The organism is Massilia cavernae (assembly GCF_003590855.1).
Taxonomy (GTDB): Bacteria; Pseudomonadota; Gammaproteobacteria; order Burkholderiales; family Burkholderiaceae_D; genus Telluria_A; species Telluria_A cavernae.
Window position 1 is genome coordinate 1 of sequence record NZ_QYUP01000063.1, and the last position, 14,185, is coordinate 14,185.

The following is a 14,185-nucleotide window of genomic DNA, read 5'->3' on the forward strand; positions in this document are numbered from 1 at the left end:
CGAGAACGGAATCAACGATTCGTCCGCCGCTTCCGGGTCACCCATCCAGACCCAGAGCCAGCTTGCACGCTCGACGGCCGGATAGCTGCGCACGCAATAGCTCGCGGGCACCTTTTCCTGGCCGGGGATTTCGATGCAGCGTCCGCTCGGGGCGAATTTGAGACCGTGATACATGCAACGCAGGTCGTTCCCTTCGCGTTGGCCCAGGGACAGCGGCGCGAGCCGGTGGCAGCAGCGGTCTTCGAAAACAACAGGGGTCCCGTCGGTTCGACGATAGATGACCAAGGGTTCGCCGAGGGCGGTACGTGCGACCAGATCCTCGGCCGGGAACTCGTGACTCCAGCCAATGACATACCAACAATTCTTCAGAAAAGCCACAATTTTCTCCTTGAGAGGTGATCGAGATTTAGTCTGGCGCGGAATACGGTCTTGCTACTCACGCTCTAGAGGCAAGTTCAGTATAAACCATCTTTATATAAAAATGTATTACTTTTTGTGGTTCGATGTCCCACACGCCCTCAAGTGGGCGCGTCCCTGGCCCGATTGTGCGCTGATGGAGAATTTCGCTATTTTCCTTGACATGGAAATCTTCATTATATAAAGTCGCTTTATCAAATTGGAGCCCGGCCAGGACCAGCAATCGGCCGAGCTTTTTGTGGCGACAACACGACCAGTTTACAATTGGCACCTCAGGAGACACGATGAATACGATCAGCACAACGGCTGCTGTAGCAAGCCAACCACAGAGCTCCAGGGGATACAGGGCTTGGCTCTTGTTTGTCCTGGTTATGGTCTATGCCTCCAGTTTTATCGACAGGATCATCATCGCCATGGTGGGGCAGGCGATCAAGGTCGACATGCAATTGTCCGATCTGGAGTTGGGACTGTTGGGCGGCTTGGCCTTCGCACTGTTCTACACGGTATTGGGAATCCCATTCGCCCGGCTGGCTGAACGCTACAACCGGGTCCGCATGATTGCCCTATGCACCGCGGCCTGGTCGACCATGACAGTGTTGTGCGGATTTGCCGGAAACTATGTGCAGCTTCTGCTGTGCCGGGCAGGGGTGGGGGTGGGCGAGGCTGGCTGCACACCGGCGGCGCATTCCGTGATCGCCGATTATTATCCGGTGGAAAAGCGGGCTAGCGCGCTGGCGATTTTCTCATTTGGCGTGCCAATTGGCCTTCTCGTGGGGTCGATCGCAACCGGCTGGATCGTGGACAATTATGGCTGGCGCGCGGCATTTGCCCTGGTCGGCGCTCCCGGCCTGGTGATTGCGTTGCTGGTGTACTTCACCTTGCGCGAACCGGTGCGTGGCGCATCGGAAAAGAAGGGATACGTGTCCGGCGACGTGCCGCCGTTATCGGCTGTACTGCGCCGGCTGTGGTCGAAGAAGGCGTTCGTCCACGTTGCAATCGGAACGGCACTGGTCAGTTTCAGCAATTTCGCGATCAACCTGTTCTTGCCGGTCTATTTCGTACGGGTGTTCGAGATGAGCTACACCCAGGCGGGACTGTTGTTCGGCCTGACCACCGGGGTTGCATCGCTGATCGGAAACGCTGCCGGTGGATTCCTGACCGACTGGGCGGGGCGTTACAACAAGCGCTGGTACACCTGGATTCCAGGTATCGGTTTTGTGCTTGCCGCGCCCCTCTACGTCGCCGCCTTCATGCAAACCAGCTGGATCGCAACGACTGCACTGCTGCTGGTTGGCGGAGTGCTGGCATTCCTCTGGGCCGGCCCTGCGTTTTCCATTACCCAAAGCGTGGTCGAACCGCGCATGCGCGCATCGGCGTCAGCGATCCTGCTGCTCAACATGAACCTGGTGGGACACGGGCTTGGGCCGATGTTCGTCGGCTTTGCCAGCGATGCCTTCGCAACCCGGGCTTTCACCACGGGCACTTACGCCCTGGAATGCCCGAAAGGGATTCCGATGGCTGGCGCATCGGACGCCATCATCCAGGCGTGCGGCCAGGCGTCGGCCACGGGAATCCGTTATGCGGTCCTGACCTGCACCTGCGTTTTCCTGCTGGCAGGCTTCCATTACATCCGAGCCGGGCGCTACGTTGCGCGGGACATGGCGTAATCTGATCCGGGCTCGCAATGGACGAAATTACTATGAATACCAAAGAAGAGCGGTCGACCTTCGACTACATCATTGTGGGCGCGGGCTCGGCCGGATGCGTGCTCGCCAATCGGCTGAGCGCCGATTGCCAGAATTCCGTGCTCCTGCTGGAGGCGGGCGGCGGCGATCGGCATCCGCTCGTGGCGATGCCGCTCGGCTTCCTGAAAATGCTGCGCAATCCCAAGTTCATCTGGAACTACAAATCGCAACCGGAACCGCATTTGAATGGACGGCAGATCTTGATACCGCGCGGAAAAATGCTGGGCGGTTCGTCGTCGATCAACGGCATGCTGTACATGCGCGGACATCCAGGGGACTACGACGAGTGGGCCCGGCTTGGGTGTAAAGGCTGGTCGTTCGCCGACGTGCTGCCGTACTTCAAACGTTCCGAGTCGAACTGGCGCGGCGAGGGGGCTTATCACGGCGCCACCGGTCCGCTGAGCGTTTCCCCGATCGATACCACGCATCTGCTGCATATGCCATTGATGAACACGGCGGCGGTAGCAGGCCACGCCGTTTCCTCCGATATCGATGGCGATGTGAACACAGGCTTTGCTCGCGGTGACGTCACCATCGACAAGCGTGGCCGGCGTGCCAGTTCATCGCGCGCCTACTTGCGCCAGGCGATGCGGCGTCCCAACCTGACCGTTCAAACGAAAGCGGTGACCCAGCGGATCCTGTTGAAGGAGGGCCGTGCCATCGGCATCGAATATCGCCACGACGGGGTGTTAAGACAGGTGTATGCGAACAAGGAAGTCCTGCTCTCCAGTGGGGCTTACAATTCGCCGCAAATTCTCATGCTTTCCGGAATAGGTCCGGCCGATGAACTTCGCCGCCTGGGTATTCCGGTCGAACTGGACCTGCCCGGGGTGGGGCGCAACCTCTCCGAGCATCCCAGGGTCAACGTCGATTTCGAAGCACTGGTTCCCACCTTCGTCGAGCAGCTGCGGCTGGACCGCGCGATCGCTTCGGTCGTCCGATGGGTGATAAAAGGCAAGGGGGCGTTCGCCACCCAGATCAATAGCGCCAACATCGTACTGCGTACTCAGCCCGAGTTGGAACGGCCAGATATTCAACTGCTATGCAATCCGGTGCACATGCTGTCGGACTTGTGGTTTCCAATGTGGCGCCGGCGCATGCCCTACACCTTTTCGGTGTCGATCTGCCAGCTGCATCCCACCAGCCGCGGCTGGATGACGCTTGCTTCCAGGGACCCGCTCGAGCCTCCTCGCATCACACTGAACATCTTTTCCAATCCAGAAGAGTTTGCGACGGTGCGGCGTGGGATCCGCGAATTGCGGCGTATCTATCGACTCGGCGAGCAGGGCAAGATGACGGGAAAAGAGATTTTTCCGGGCGAGGGAGTCGATAGCGACGAGGCGCTCGATGAATATATTCGCGCTAACGCCGGGGTCACGCAGCATCCGGTCGGCACCTGCAGCATGGGAGTTGGCCCGGACTCAGTGGTGGACCCCGAACTGCGCGTGCGCGGCATCCGCGGCTTACGGGTAATCGACGCGTCGATCATGCCGACCGTGCCAGGCGCGAATACCAATGCCGCCGCGATCATGATTGGGGAAAAAGGGGCGGACCTGGTGCTGGGGCGGACCCTTGCGCCTGCTTCGCGGTAAATCCGGACTGGAGTGCATGCTCCAGCTCGAATTCTCGCTTCGCCGCGCAAGGATTGCGGCGTCTCCAGTTTAGCGAACCAATCGATCACCGCTATTCAGCCAGGCGAGAACGAGGTCATTGAACTCCTCCGCCGCCTCATAGTTGACCCAATGACCCGCATTTTTGATGATGCGCAACTGCGCTCCCGGGTTGGCGGCCAGCAGCGCCGATTCTTGCTGCGCCGACGCCTGTGCGGAAAAGCAGTCATATTCACCAGCAATTGCCAGGATGGGCGAGCGGATGCGTGACAGCGCATCGGTGGGGCGGCTCGCGAGAATCGGGAGCATGTCCAGCACAGCGCGTTGAGAGTTTTTCATATGCAGCTGCAGCGCCTGTTCATCGATCCTGGCCGCGTCATGAAACATCAGCGTGGCCAGGTTGTGACGCTGTACCGCGGCCAGTTCGGCTGGATCGAGGATCCCACGCCAACGTTTGAGCCCGGCAGGCGGCAGCGGATTGCTTCCGTCAAAACGGCCGCGTACCAATACCAGCCGGCGCAACTCGGAAGGCCGCGCCAGTGCGATGCTTTCCGCCACGACCGAGCCGAAGGAAAAGCCGACAAGGTCAAAGCGGGCGTTTCGCGCGATCGCGTCAAAGCCGGCAAGCACCGATGCCGCCAGCGAAGGCATCGTCATCGGCTGTGCCGGAACGTCGGAATCACCAAAGCCTGGCAAATCGGGAACATGCACCGTATGCGAAGCGGCCAGGGCGTCGATGTTGCGGGCCCAATGTGTCCACGCGCCTGCGCTGCCGTGCAGCAGGATCAGATCCGGGCCGGAGCCCCAGCTGCGCCATGTCGTGCCGCCGTCCACGATGCGAACGGTCGCTGCCTGTTCCAGCCTTTGTACTTGCGGGTAAGCCATACCTGGTCCTTGGTCAGTATCGATAGGTCAAGTGTAAATCAACTTTATATAAAGTTCAAATTGATAGTGGCGAACGGGCTGGGTGCGGCCATTTGGTTTTATGGCGTTATTTTCATTGACAAGATGGCGGACATTTATATAAAGTAGATTTATATGAGTGCCGGTAATCGTCCGGCACACATTGGCCGGCAGTGCACACCCACCTATAGGAATCAATAAAATGGCTGATACCAACACACCAATCCCACGCAACACCAAACCTGTACCAGGCGGCACCTTCGTGCTGGTTGAATTCGATGACGGCATCGCCTGGGTTTCGATGAACCGGCCTGAAAAGCGCAACGCGATCAGCCCGGCGCTGGCGTTCGAGATGATCGAAGTGCTCGATGCGCTCGAGATCGATGATCGCTGCGGCGTCATTGTCCTGACCGGCAGCGGCGAGTCGTGGTCTGCGGGGATGGACCTGAAAGAATATTTCCGTGCCACCGACAAGTTGTCCTACGATGAACGCATGCGCGTCTACCGCGCCAACGGTACCTGGCAGTGGAAAATGCTGCGCAACTACGCCAAGCCGACCATCGCCATGGTCAATGGCTGGTGCTTCGGCGGTGCGTTCACGCCGATGATCGCGTGCGACCTCGCGATTGCCGCCGACGAAGCGACTTTCGGCCTGTCCGAGATTAACTGGGGCATCATCCCGGCCGGCGTCGTGACCAAGGCGGTAGCCGATGTGATCCGCCAACGCGACGCGCTGTACTACATCATGACCGGCGAGCCATTCGACGGCAAGCGCGCCGCTGAAATCGGCCTGGTCAACCAGTCCGTACCTGCGGCACAACTGCGCGAACGTACAGCCGTGCTGGCGCGCCAGCTGCTATCCAAGAACCCGTTTGTGTTGAGGCAGGCTAAGTTGGCCTATCATGTCTCGCGGGACATGCCATGGGAGCAGGCCGCCGAATACCTGACGGCGAAGGCGGACCAGACCCGCGCGCTGGATCCGGAAAAAGGCCAGGACAAAGGCATGGCGCAGTTTATCGACGAGAAATCCTATCGTCCGGGGTTGGGCGAATACAGCCGGAACAAGTAAATGAACAATCATCAAGCACCAATCACTCAGGCGTCGCTGGGCCGACTGCTGCGACCGCGCTCGATTGCGCTGATCGGCGTGTCGGCCGAGCCGGGCTCGGCAGGGGGAGCCGTATTGTCCAACCTCGAGCGCTTTGGCTACCAGGGGAACATCCACCTGGTCAGCCGCACGCAGAAGGAAGTACACGGTAGGCCTTGCGTGGCATCGGTCGACGACTTGCCCCACGGTGTAGACGTTGCGGTACTCGGCGTGCCGCAAGCGGCCATCCTGGGTACCCTGGAAAGCTGCGCGGCTCGCGGCGTTGGCGCGGCGCTGGTGTTCGCATCGGGTTTTGCCGAAACCGATGCTGCCGGCAAGGCAGCCCAGCTCGAATTGGCCACAGTGGCAGGCCGCAACAACTTGCCTGTCCTCGGGCCGAACTGCCTCGGCTTCGTCAATTACATCGACAACGTGCCCCTCACTTTCGAGGCGGTGCCGCCAACCAAGGGGGCGGCCGGTGTCGCTGTCCTGGCGCAAAGCGGCGCAATGGCGGCAAACATTCGCATGGCGCTGGTGTCGCGCGGGTGTCCTGTCGCTTACGCCATCTCGACCGGCAACGAGGCAGTGGTCGCCGTTGAAGACTTGCTGGAATGGCTGATCGACGATCCGCACACGCATGCAATCTCGCTATTGGTCGAACAGATCCGCAATCCGGAGCGATTCCTGGCATTGGCCGAAAAGGCAATGTCGCACGGCAAACCGCTGGTGATGCTTCACCCGGGACGCAGCGAACGCGCTCGCGACGCTGCGATGTCGCATACCGGCGCAATGGCCGGCAACTACAGCATCATGGCGGTACTGGCAGCGGCCAGCGGTGTCGTGCATGTCGATACACTCGACGAATTATTCGATGTCACGCTGCTGCTGAATCGCTTTCCGAGCGGCGCCGCCGGCGGCACCGCGATTCTCACCAATTCGGGAGCATGCAAGGGCGTCGCGCTCGACTTCGCCGAAGCAATCGGTCTCGAACTGCCGCTGCTGGCGCCGGAAACCGTCAGCAGCCTGCAGGCCCTGTTGCCGGCCTTCGCGAGCGCTGAAAATCCGCTTGATATCACCACCGCGGGCATGAAGGACGCATCGCTGTTCGGGACAACGGCGATGACCTTGCTCGATGATCCAGGCGTAGGCAGCCTGGTGGTCACCGTCATGGGCGGGTCGCCAGGCCAGCAACTGGCCAAGGCCAATGCACTGGTGCCTTGCCTGAGCAAATCCACCAAGCCGGCCGTCATCGCCTACATGGGTGACGACTCGCCACTGGCCGAAGGACTTTCCGACGTCATGCGGGCCGGTGCCGTGCCATTCTTCCGCTCGCCCGAGCGCGCCATGCGCGCCATGCGTGCACTGGCCAACTACTGGCGCGTCGCGCAGACCATGGGTAGCCGGGAAGCCGGACCGCAAGTGCCAGCGGCCGAATTTCCGCGGCGTGGCTTGCTCGCCGAATACCAGGCAAAGGCGCTGCTCGCTCCCTTGGGATTGGCAATGCCCCGCGGTGGCCTGGCGAAGACGGTCAACGAGGCAATCGATATCGCCCGCGAAATCGGGTATCCGGTCGTGATGAAGGCGCAAGCTCCCGAGCTGCCGCACAAGAGCGACGTCGGTGGGGTCGCCATCAAAATTGCGGACGCGGCGGGAGTGCGCGATGCCTGGGAGCGGATCCGCACCAGCGTCCTGCGCGCGCGTCCCGAACTGGAGCTGGACGGCCTGCTGGTTGAATCGATGGCGCCTTCCGGCCTCGAAATGGTGGTCGGCGCACGCCGCGATCCAGAGTGGGGCGCGGTGGTGCTGATCGGCTTGGGCGGCATTTGGATCGAGACGCTCAAGGATTTCCGGCTCATCCCGGTCGCCGCGAGCCGCCAGCAGGTTCTCGCCGAGATCGAAAAACTGCGCGGCGCGGCACTGTTGCATGGTACGCGCGGCGCGCCGGCGCTGGACATCGAGGCATTGGCCGATTCGATCATGCTGCTGGCGGCCGTCATGCGCGCGAACCCTGAGCTGGTCGAAATCGACATCAACCCGCTGGTCGTGTTCGAGGCCGGGAAGGGCGTGCTCGCGCTCGATGCCCTGATGGTGACGCGCAGCTAGGCAGCGCTTACCCATTATGTAGCGGATGGCCCCTCGTTTTCTGGTGGGGCCATTTTTTTTGTTCGCCTTGATAGCAGGGAGGGCGCCGCCTGGCAGGACCGGAAGGACTACCGGGCCGAAAGGAAAATGGCCCCGCGCATCTGCGTCGGGGCCATCGTTCGGGCCTGCTTCCCTGGTTTCGTGTGCTCAGTCTGCGTAACGCTGCAACATCGCGCGCGCAATGACCAATTGCAGGATCTGGCTGGTGCCTTCATAAATACGGAACGCACGGGCATCGCGGTATAGCCGTTCGACCGGGTATTCGGCCATGTAGCCATTCCCGCCGAGGATCTGCACCGCGCGGTCCGCCACCCGTCCCAGCATCTCCGAGCAGAAATACTTTGCCGATGCCGCCAGCACGCGGGTGTCTTCGCCGCGCTGGAGTGCCTGTCCGGCGCGCAGCGCAAGGGCGTGTCCGGCCAGGTACTCGGCTTCCGAATCGGCGAGCATGGCCTGGATCAGCTGGAACTGCGCCAGCGGCTGGCCAAACTGCTTGCGCTGAAGCGCGTAACGCGCCGCTTCGTCGATCAGGCGCTTCGCCGCACCAACCGCGGAAGCAGCCACGCTGGCGCGGCCGGCGTCGAGCACCGCCATCGCGATCTTGAAGCCCCGTCCCTCGGCTTCGGGCCCGCCCACGATGTTGGCGGCCGGAATGCGGACATTCTCGAGCACGACGTCTGCAATCGGCGAGCCCTTCTGCCCCATCTTGTGCTCCGGCTTGCCAATCGACAGGCCAGGCGTGTCGCGATCGACCAGGAAGGCCGTGATCCCATCAGCGCCCTTTTTAGAAGGATCGCTGCGCGCCATCACCGTGAACACCTTGGCACGCGTGGCGTTCGAGATGAATCGCTTGGTGCCGTTCAGGACGAAGAAGTCGCCATCGCGCACGGCGCTCGTTTTCAGGCTGGCCGCATCCGAGCCGGCATCCGGCTCGGTCAGGCAGAAAGCGGCAGGAATCTCGCCGGTCGCCATGCCGGGCAGGTAAGTGCGCTTCTGTAAATCGGTCCCTGCAATGGCAATACCCTTGCTGCCGATGCCGACGTTGGGCCAGAACACCATGCGGAACGCCTGGGAGACCTGGCTGAACAGCATTTGCACCTGCATTTCCTGGGTAATATCCAGCTCGAAGCCGCCATATTCCTGCCCGATGCTCAAGCCGAACAGTCCCATTTCCCGCATTTCGGCGATGACATCGGCGGGTACCTGTTCGGTGCGCTCGACTTCGGCCTCGAGGGGAAGCAAGCGCTCCCGGATGAAACGTTCGACTGTGTCGAGCAATAATTTGAAGCTGTCGTCGTCAAAAGCCGAAGCCATGAAGTCTCCTTGTTGAGTGAGTGAAGCGCCGCGTCAAAGCTTGAAGACGCGTTCGGCGTTGGTCTGGAAGAATTTCTTCTTGTCCTCATCGGACATGGCCATGTTGTCCAACGCCGCCACCTCGGTCGGATCGTACTGATACGGGTAGTCCATCGCGTACATGACCTGGTCGATGCCGAGCACCTGCTGGGAAAACTTGATTGCCGGCTCCCATGCGACGCCGCTGTTCGTGATGCAGATGTTGTCGCGCATGTAGTCGCTGATCTTGCGCTGCAGCGGCCGCATGGTGTCGTAGCGATTCGATGCGACGGTCGCCTTGTGCATGTAGTCGAGGCGGAACAGCCAGTAGGGCAGGGCTTCGCCCATGTGGCCGATGACGATCTTGAGCTTTGGAAAACGGTCGAACACGCCGGCCGTGATGATACGAAGGACGTGCATGCCGGTTTCGACGCCAAAACCAAAGATCGCGCCATCCAGGCCGCGCTCGAGCAGCGGACCGATCATGCCTTTGGATGGCGTGTTCGGGTGCAGGTAGATGGGCACGTCATGCGCCTCCGCCGCCTCGAAGATCGGCCAGAACTTGGGATCGTCCAGGTATTCGTTGTGGGTATGCGAATTGACGATAACGCCCTTGAGGCCCAGTTTGGTCACGCCGCGCTGGATTTCCCTGGCGGCGCTTGCCGGGTCCTGTGGTGCGACCGCCAGCAGGCCGGCGAAGCGGGTCGGGTTGCGGGCGATGTCTTCGGCCAGTTGATCGTTGGCGGTGATGGCGAACGAGACCGCGGTGTCCCGGTCCATGATCTGGACGCCGGGCGATGTCAGCGCCAGGATCTGCTTGTCGATCCCACTCTCGTTCATGTGGTTCAGCCGAACCTCGCCCAGGTCCTGCAGGGAGGTGATGATGTGGCGGGCACGGGCGCTGGTGCCGGACATGTAAAAGCCCCACATGGTATTGAACCCGGGATCGTCGACCGATCTGTCGTCGAGGATCTTGCGGTAGATCTTGAGCATCTCAGGGGGGCAGTATGCCTCTTCCGTGGCAATGCGCAGGTAGTTCACTTTCGCAATTGGAGTGTTCGCTTCAGCCATGCTTGTTCCTTGGTGTGGTTGGAGTTGTCGCGATTGTCAGGCGGCTGTCGCCGGCACCCAGTTGCCATGAAGGCCCTGGCGCAAGCGCACCGGCAGGTGCACGGTGGCGATCGGCCCATCGGCGAGCCTTTGGGCATCGAGGATCAGCAGGTCCGAACGGAGTTCCTCGTGGCGGTTGGCCAGCACGGCCAGGTAGCCCTCGCCCTCGGCGGCGGTGGCCGACTTTGGAATGAACACCGGCTCCTGCAGCGTGCTGGTGGGCCCGACAAAATATTCTTCGTGCTTGCCCGTGGCGAGGTCGATATGGCCCAGGCAGTTAATGAACATCCCGGTGATCGACCCGCCGCGCAGTGCGTCGTAGGGCTTGGTCAAATCGCTGACGCACAGGTACCCGTGGCGATAGGACTCCATCGCATAGCGGTCGTCAATCCGTGGGAAGTCGCCAACGAGCGACGTCATCTGGCGCGCTTCGAAGGTGTCGCCCTTGGAATTGAAATCGAGCGTCCAGCGCGTGACGCGCGCCGCAGCGCGTTCGCGGTCGAAAGGCTTGCCGCTGATGTCGGGGAAAAACGGGAACATGTTCGACTCCGCCCTGGGCATGTCGATATGGACCTTCGATCCCTCGTTGAATGCATTCATCACGTGAGATGCAAACTGGTTCGGAGCGCGGAACCATCGCACGTCCCTGGCCGTACCGCGTCGCGGCATCACGCCCAGATAGATGTCCTTGGTGCCGTCCCAGCCGAAAGTCGGGCGGCCTGCCTTGGCCCGCTCCGCGCTCGAAACGACCGGAACAATCGGGAAGATCACGAAATCGCGCGTCACGCCGAAGTCGTGGATCATGCAGTTGTACGGCGATTTGATCCATACCTCATGGACGATTTCACCGGTCGGGCCGACCACGTAATAGGCGATATCGGGGGTGTCGACACCGGTGGCGGAGTAACCGAAGCACACCATTTCGCCGGTCTGCGGATCGATTTTCGGGTGCGCGGTAAACGTCTGGCTGCTCAGCTTGCCGTTGAAGTCCCAGTTGCCAATCGTTTCGAGGGTGTCCGGGTCCATCGCGACCGGCGGGCTGTCTTCCTTCAATGCGAGCAGCTGGCCATTGTGAAATACGATATTCGTATTCGCGGTGCCGCGGTTCTTGCCCTGCACGGCAGGATCGTCCGACCAGGGATTGCGGTAGGCGCCGAACAGGGCATGGCCGGCCTCCTGCTCGAGCTTGAACTTGTCGGTGCGCACGTAGCGCGATTTGAGGTCGACGCGGCCGTTCTTAAAACGGAACATGCTGACCATGCCGTCACCGTTGAAATAAATGTCCGATCCCAGCCGTGGCGCATATTGCGGATCGGGCCCGACGCGATAGTAGGTGCCGTTCAGGTCGAGCGGCAATTCGCCTTCGACTTCAAGATCGCATACGTCTGCCTCGACACGGCTTGGTTCGTTAAACCCGGTGTAGGTGGGCTGTTGGGGAAATGCCTTCATCGGTTTGTCTCCTTAATCAAAACGGACAGCGCTGGTCGTTACTTTACTTGGCAACGTTCAAGGCGGCGCCTGCATCTGGACGCCATTGCGCACCTTGTTCGAGAGCCGGCGCAGGCTTTCCCGGAACTGCTCGATGTCATCCGGATGGAATTCGCCGAACGCCTCCCTTTCAATTCTTTCGATCTGCTCGGCGCAGCGCTTCGCCAGCGCGCAGCCTTCTTCTGTCAATGAAACCAGCAGGATGCGCCGGTTCGCAGGATCCTGTTCGCGCCTGACCAGGCCGCGCTCTTCCAGGCCGCCCAGCATCTGGCCCATCGACTGCGGCGTAATGTAGAAGCGGCGCGATAGTTTTGCTGAGGACAGTTTGCTCGTATGCAGTGCCACCGACAAGATCGTGTACTGAAGCGGGGTGATATTGAAGCTCTTCAGTGCCGGTTCGATCAGTGAACGCAGGGCATGGAAACATTGCGCCAAGAGATAACTCGTACGCGCTGTCCCGCTCTGCCTGGATGCCGGATCGTCGTAGTCCTTCACGTCACTTCCCTCTAGCTGGTTCAGCATATTTCCTCAATCTTTTCAATTTACTGCGGGACGGGCGATTGAAGCGCCGCGGTGTCGCATCAATAGTAACATAGATTTATATAAAGTAGGATGTTATTGCGGCCTGCCGGTGGTACTATCGGCTCATTGGGCGGAAAGAACGAAGGACCCGGCGGTGCAGTTGGCGCCGCCATATCGACTGGGAGCGGCGAACATGGATCAATTCACTTTTCCTTCGCGGTACGGTTCACAGACCGAGCACGCGTTGCTGGGCATACGGGGACTTGTACTCGGCGGTTGTTTCGATAGCGGCGAGCGTCTCGTGGAGACCGTACTGGCGGAACAGTTCCAGGTGAGGCCCGCGGCGATCGCAGCGGCTTTGCGCCAGCTGCAGGACGAGGGCATGGTCGAGCCTGCACCGGCGGCCGGTTACGCCGTATGCCCGGCTAGCGCGCCGGATTTGAACGAGGCGGTGTGCTTGCGCGGCAGGCTGGAGGGACTGGCGGCGCGCATGGCTGCAGAGCGGGGCGTCGCGCAGGAAATTCTCGACGCCATGCGGGAGTGCCTGGTCCGAATCGACCGGCTGCTGGCCATGACACCTGTCCCGAGCGAGCAAGTCCTGACGAAGTACATGTTCCTTAACGCCCGGTTCCATGCCCTGCTGCTGGATGCGAGCGACAGCATCATTGTCCGCCGCGCCTTCTCGCGTGCGCTGGCGTTGCCGTTCTCATCGCCGAGCGCATTCGTGCTGACGCAGGCGGACAACCCGGATACATTCGCCAGCCTCGCCACAGCGCAGTTGCAGCATCACGGAATTGTCGATGCAATCGCTGCGCGCGACAGCGTGCTTGCCTGCGAACTGAGCATCGCGCATGCCGGTACCGCGCACCGCAACCTGGTAGCGGCGAAGCAGTGCCAACGATGCCTGGTGGCGGCTCTCGACCCCAATTTCAAAATATAAATCCGGCGCTGCTTGACATTGGATATTCGATTGGCTAAAGTAAAGCTGCTTTATATAAATCAGCGTTACTGCGGAGGCGCGCTCGCCAGGCAAACAGGGCGTTCTGGCAGTCGGATAGAAAACAATAAGGAGACATCAGCATGTTGGAAACTGGGAAGTTCAAAAAGGGCGCCATCGCTGCCGCTGTTACAGCATTGGTCGGTGCGACGGCCGGCACGGCGAATGCACAATCGCAAACGCAGGGCGAAAACGTCGCTGCGATCCAGGAAGTGATCGTCACGGCGCAGCGAATAGCGCAGCCGGCTTCGAAGACTCCCCTGTCCCTGGTCGCGGTCTCAGGCGAAGACCTGAAGGCTGCCGGAGCAATCAATGCAGCGAACCTGACCGAAATGGTGGGTAATGTGCACATCGGGGAGGGATCGCTGGGCGCGATGAAGGTGACGATCCGTGGCGTAGGCAGCGGCGACGTTACCGACAAGGGCGACCCGTCCGCCTCGTTCAACCTGGATGGCGTGAACATCGCTCGGCCGCAAGGCGCCGGGCTGGCATTCTTCGACCTCGAGCGCGTCGAAGTACTGCGCGGTCCGCAGGGTACGCTGTATGGCCGCAATTCGACCGCTGGCGCCGTCAACCTCATCACCAACAAGCCGACCGACAAGTTCGAGGGCGCGGCATCGGTGGAGTTCGGCAACTACGATACCCAGCGTTTCGACGGTTTCCTCAACGTGAAGATCAATGATGTCATTTCGGTCCGCGGCGCGGTCGCCAGCACCAAGCATGACGGCTACCTGAACTCCACCCAGAATCTCGCCAAAAACCTGGACGACCAGGACGTCCAGTCGGCGCGCCTGCACGCCCTGTTCAAGTTTAATCCGCGCCTGCGCCTGTT

Annotated in this window: 13 protein-coding genes; 6 read left to right on the forward strand and 7 right to left on the reverse strand. The window is 60.9% G+C overall.

The window, feature by feature from the left end; all coding sequences use genetic code 11:
• A partial coding sequence (locus D3872_RS05835) for a Rieske 2Fe-2S domain-containing protein (protein WP_147373812.1) occupies positions 1 to 378 on the reverse strand: 378 nt, incomplete at its 3' end.
• 58 nt (positions 379 to 436) lie between these two features.
• Positions 437 to 718 (reverse strand): hypothetical protein, encoded by a 282-nt coding sequence (locus tag D3872_RS25220; protein ID WP_147373813.1) that lies wholly within the window; start codon positions 716 to 718, stop codon positions 437 to 439.
• Between D3872_RS25220 and D3872_RS05840 the strand changes: the two genes are divergently transcribed.
• Both D3872_RS05840 and D3872_RS05845 read left to right on the forward strand, forming a co-directional pair.
• Positions 702 to 2,084 carry a spinster family MFS transporter gene (locus D3872_RS05840; protein WP_119809900.1) on the forward strand — a complete coding sequence of 461 codons (1,383 nt, stop codon included), beginning with the start codon at positions 702 to 704 and terminating at the stop codon, positions 2,082 to 2,084. The two genes, D3872_RS25220 and D3872_RS05840, sit on opposite strands and share 17 nt — an antisense overlap.
• 32 nt (positions 2,085 to 2,116) lie before the next feature.
• On the forward strand, positions 2,117 to 3,754 hold the full coding sequence (locus tag D3872_RS05845) for a GMC family oxidoreductase (protein ID WP_119809909.1): 1,638 nt from the start codon (positions 2,117 to 2,119) through the stop codon (positions 3,752 to 3,754).
• A 69-nt stretch (positions 3,755 to 3,823) separates the two neighbouring features.
• On the opposite strand, the gene D3872_RS05850 is transcribed toward D3872_RS05845, so the two are convergent.
• Positions 3,824 to 4,657, reverse strand: a complete 834-nt coding sequence (locus D3872_RS05850; protein WP_119809901.1) for an alpha/beta fold hydrolase — start codon at positions 4,655 to 4,657, stop codon at positions 3,824 to 3,826.
• 220 nt (positions 4,658 to 4,877) lie between these two features.
• Here D3872_RS05850 and D3872_RS05855 point away from each other — a divergent pair, with 220 nt between their 5' ends.
• Complete coding sequence (locus D3872_RS05855) at positions 4,878 to 5,744, forward strand: p-hydroxycinnamoyl CoA hydratase/lyase (RefSeq protein WP_119809902.1); 867 nt, start codon at positions 4,878 to 4,880, stop codon at positions 5,742 to 5,744.
• Positions 5,745 to 7,865 (forward strand): acetate--CoA ligase family protein, encoded by a 2,121-nt coding sequence (locus D3872_RS05860; protein ID WP_119809903.1) that lies wholly within the window; start codon positions 5,745 to 5,747, stop codon positions 7,863 to 7,865.
• A gap of 186 nt (positions 7,866 to 8,051) precedes the next feature.
• Here D3872_RS05860 and D3872_RS05865 read toward each other — a convergent pair whose 3' ends face one another.
• Genes D3872_RS05865 through D3872_RS05880 form a run of 4 tightly spaced genes read right to left on the reverse strand, consistent with a single transcriptional unit; the run spans position 8,052 to position 12,356 of the window.
• Entirely contained in the window at positions 8,052 to 9,218 is a 1,167-nt protein-coding gene (locus D3872_RS05865; RefSeq protein WP_119809904.1) for an acyl-CoA dehydrogenase family protein, read from the reverse strand.
• 33 nt (positions 9,219 to 9,251) lie between these two features.
• Positions 9,252 to 10,307, reverse strand: a complete 1,056-nt coding sequence (locus D3872_RS05870; RefSeq protein WP_119809905.1) for an amidohydrolase family protein — start codon at positions 10,305 to 10,307, stop codon at positions 9,252 to 9,254.
• A gap of 36 nt (positions 10,308 to 10,343) precedes the next feature.
• Entirely contained in the window at positions 10,344 to 11,795 is a 1,452-nt protein-coding gene (locus tag D3872_RS05875) for a lignostilbene-alpha,beta-dioxygenase (RefSeq protein ID WP_119809906.1), read from the reverse strand.
• A 57-nt stretch (positions 11,796 to 11,852) separates the two neighbouring features.
• Positions 11,853 to 12,356, reverse strand: a complete 504-nt coding sequence (locus tag D3872_RS05880) for a MarR family winged helix-turn-helix transcriptional regulator (protein WP_119809907.1) — start codon at positions 12,354 to 12,356, stop codon at positions 11,853 to 11,855.
• A gap of 193 nt (positions 12,357 to 12,549) precedes the next feature.
• Here D3872_RS05880 and D3872_RS05885 point away from each other — a divergent pair, with 193 nt between their 5' ends.
• Together D3872_RS05885 and D3872_RS05890 are read left to right on the forward strand one after the other, a co-directional pair.
• Positions 12,550 to 13,296 carry a GntR family transcriptional regulator gene (locus D3872_RS05885; RefSeq protein ID WP_119809908.1) on the forward strand — a complete coding sequence of 249 codons (747 nt, stop codon included), beginning with the start codon at positions 12,550 to 12,552 and terminating at the stop codon, positions 13,294 to 13,296.
• A 140-nt stretch (positions 13,297 to 13,436) separates the two neighbouring features.
• A partial coding sequence (locus tag D3872_RS05890; RefSeq protein ID WP_147373814.1) for a TonB-dependent receptor occupies positions 13,437 to 14,185 on the forward strand: 749 nt, incomplete at its 3' end.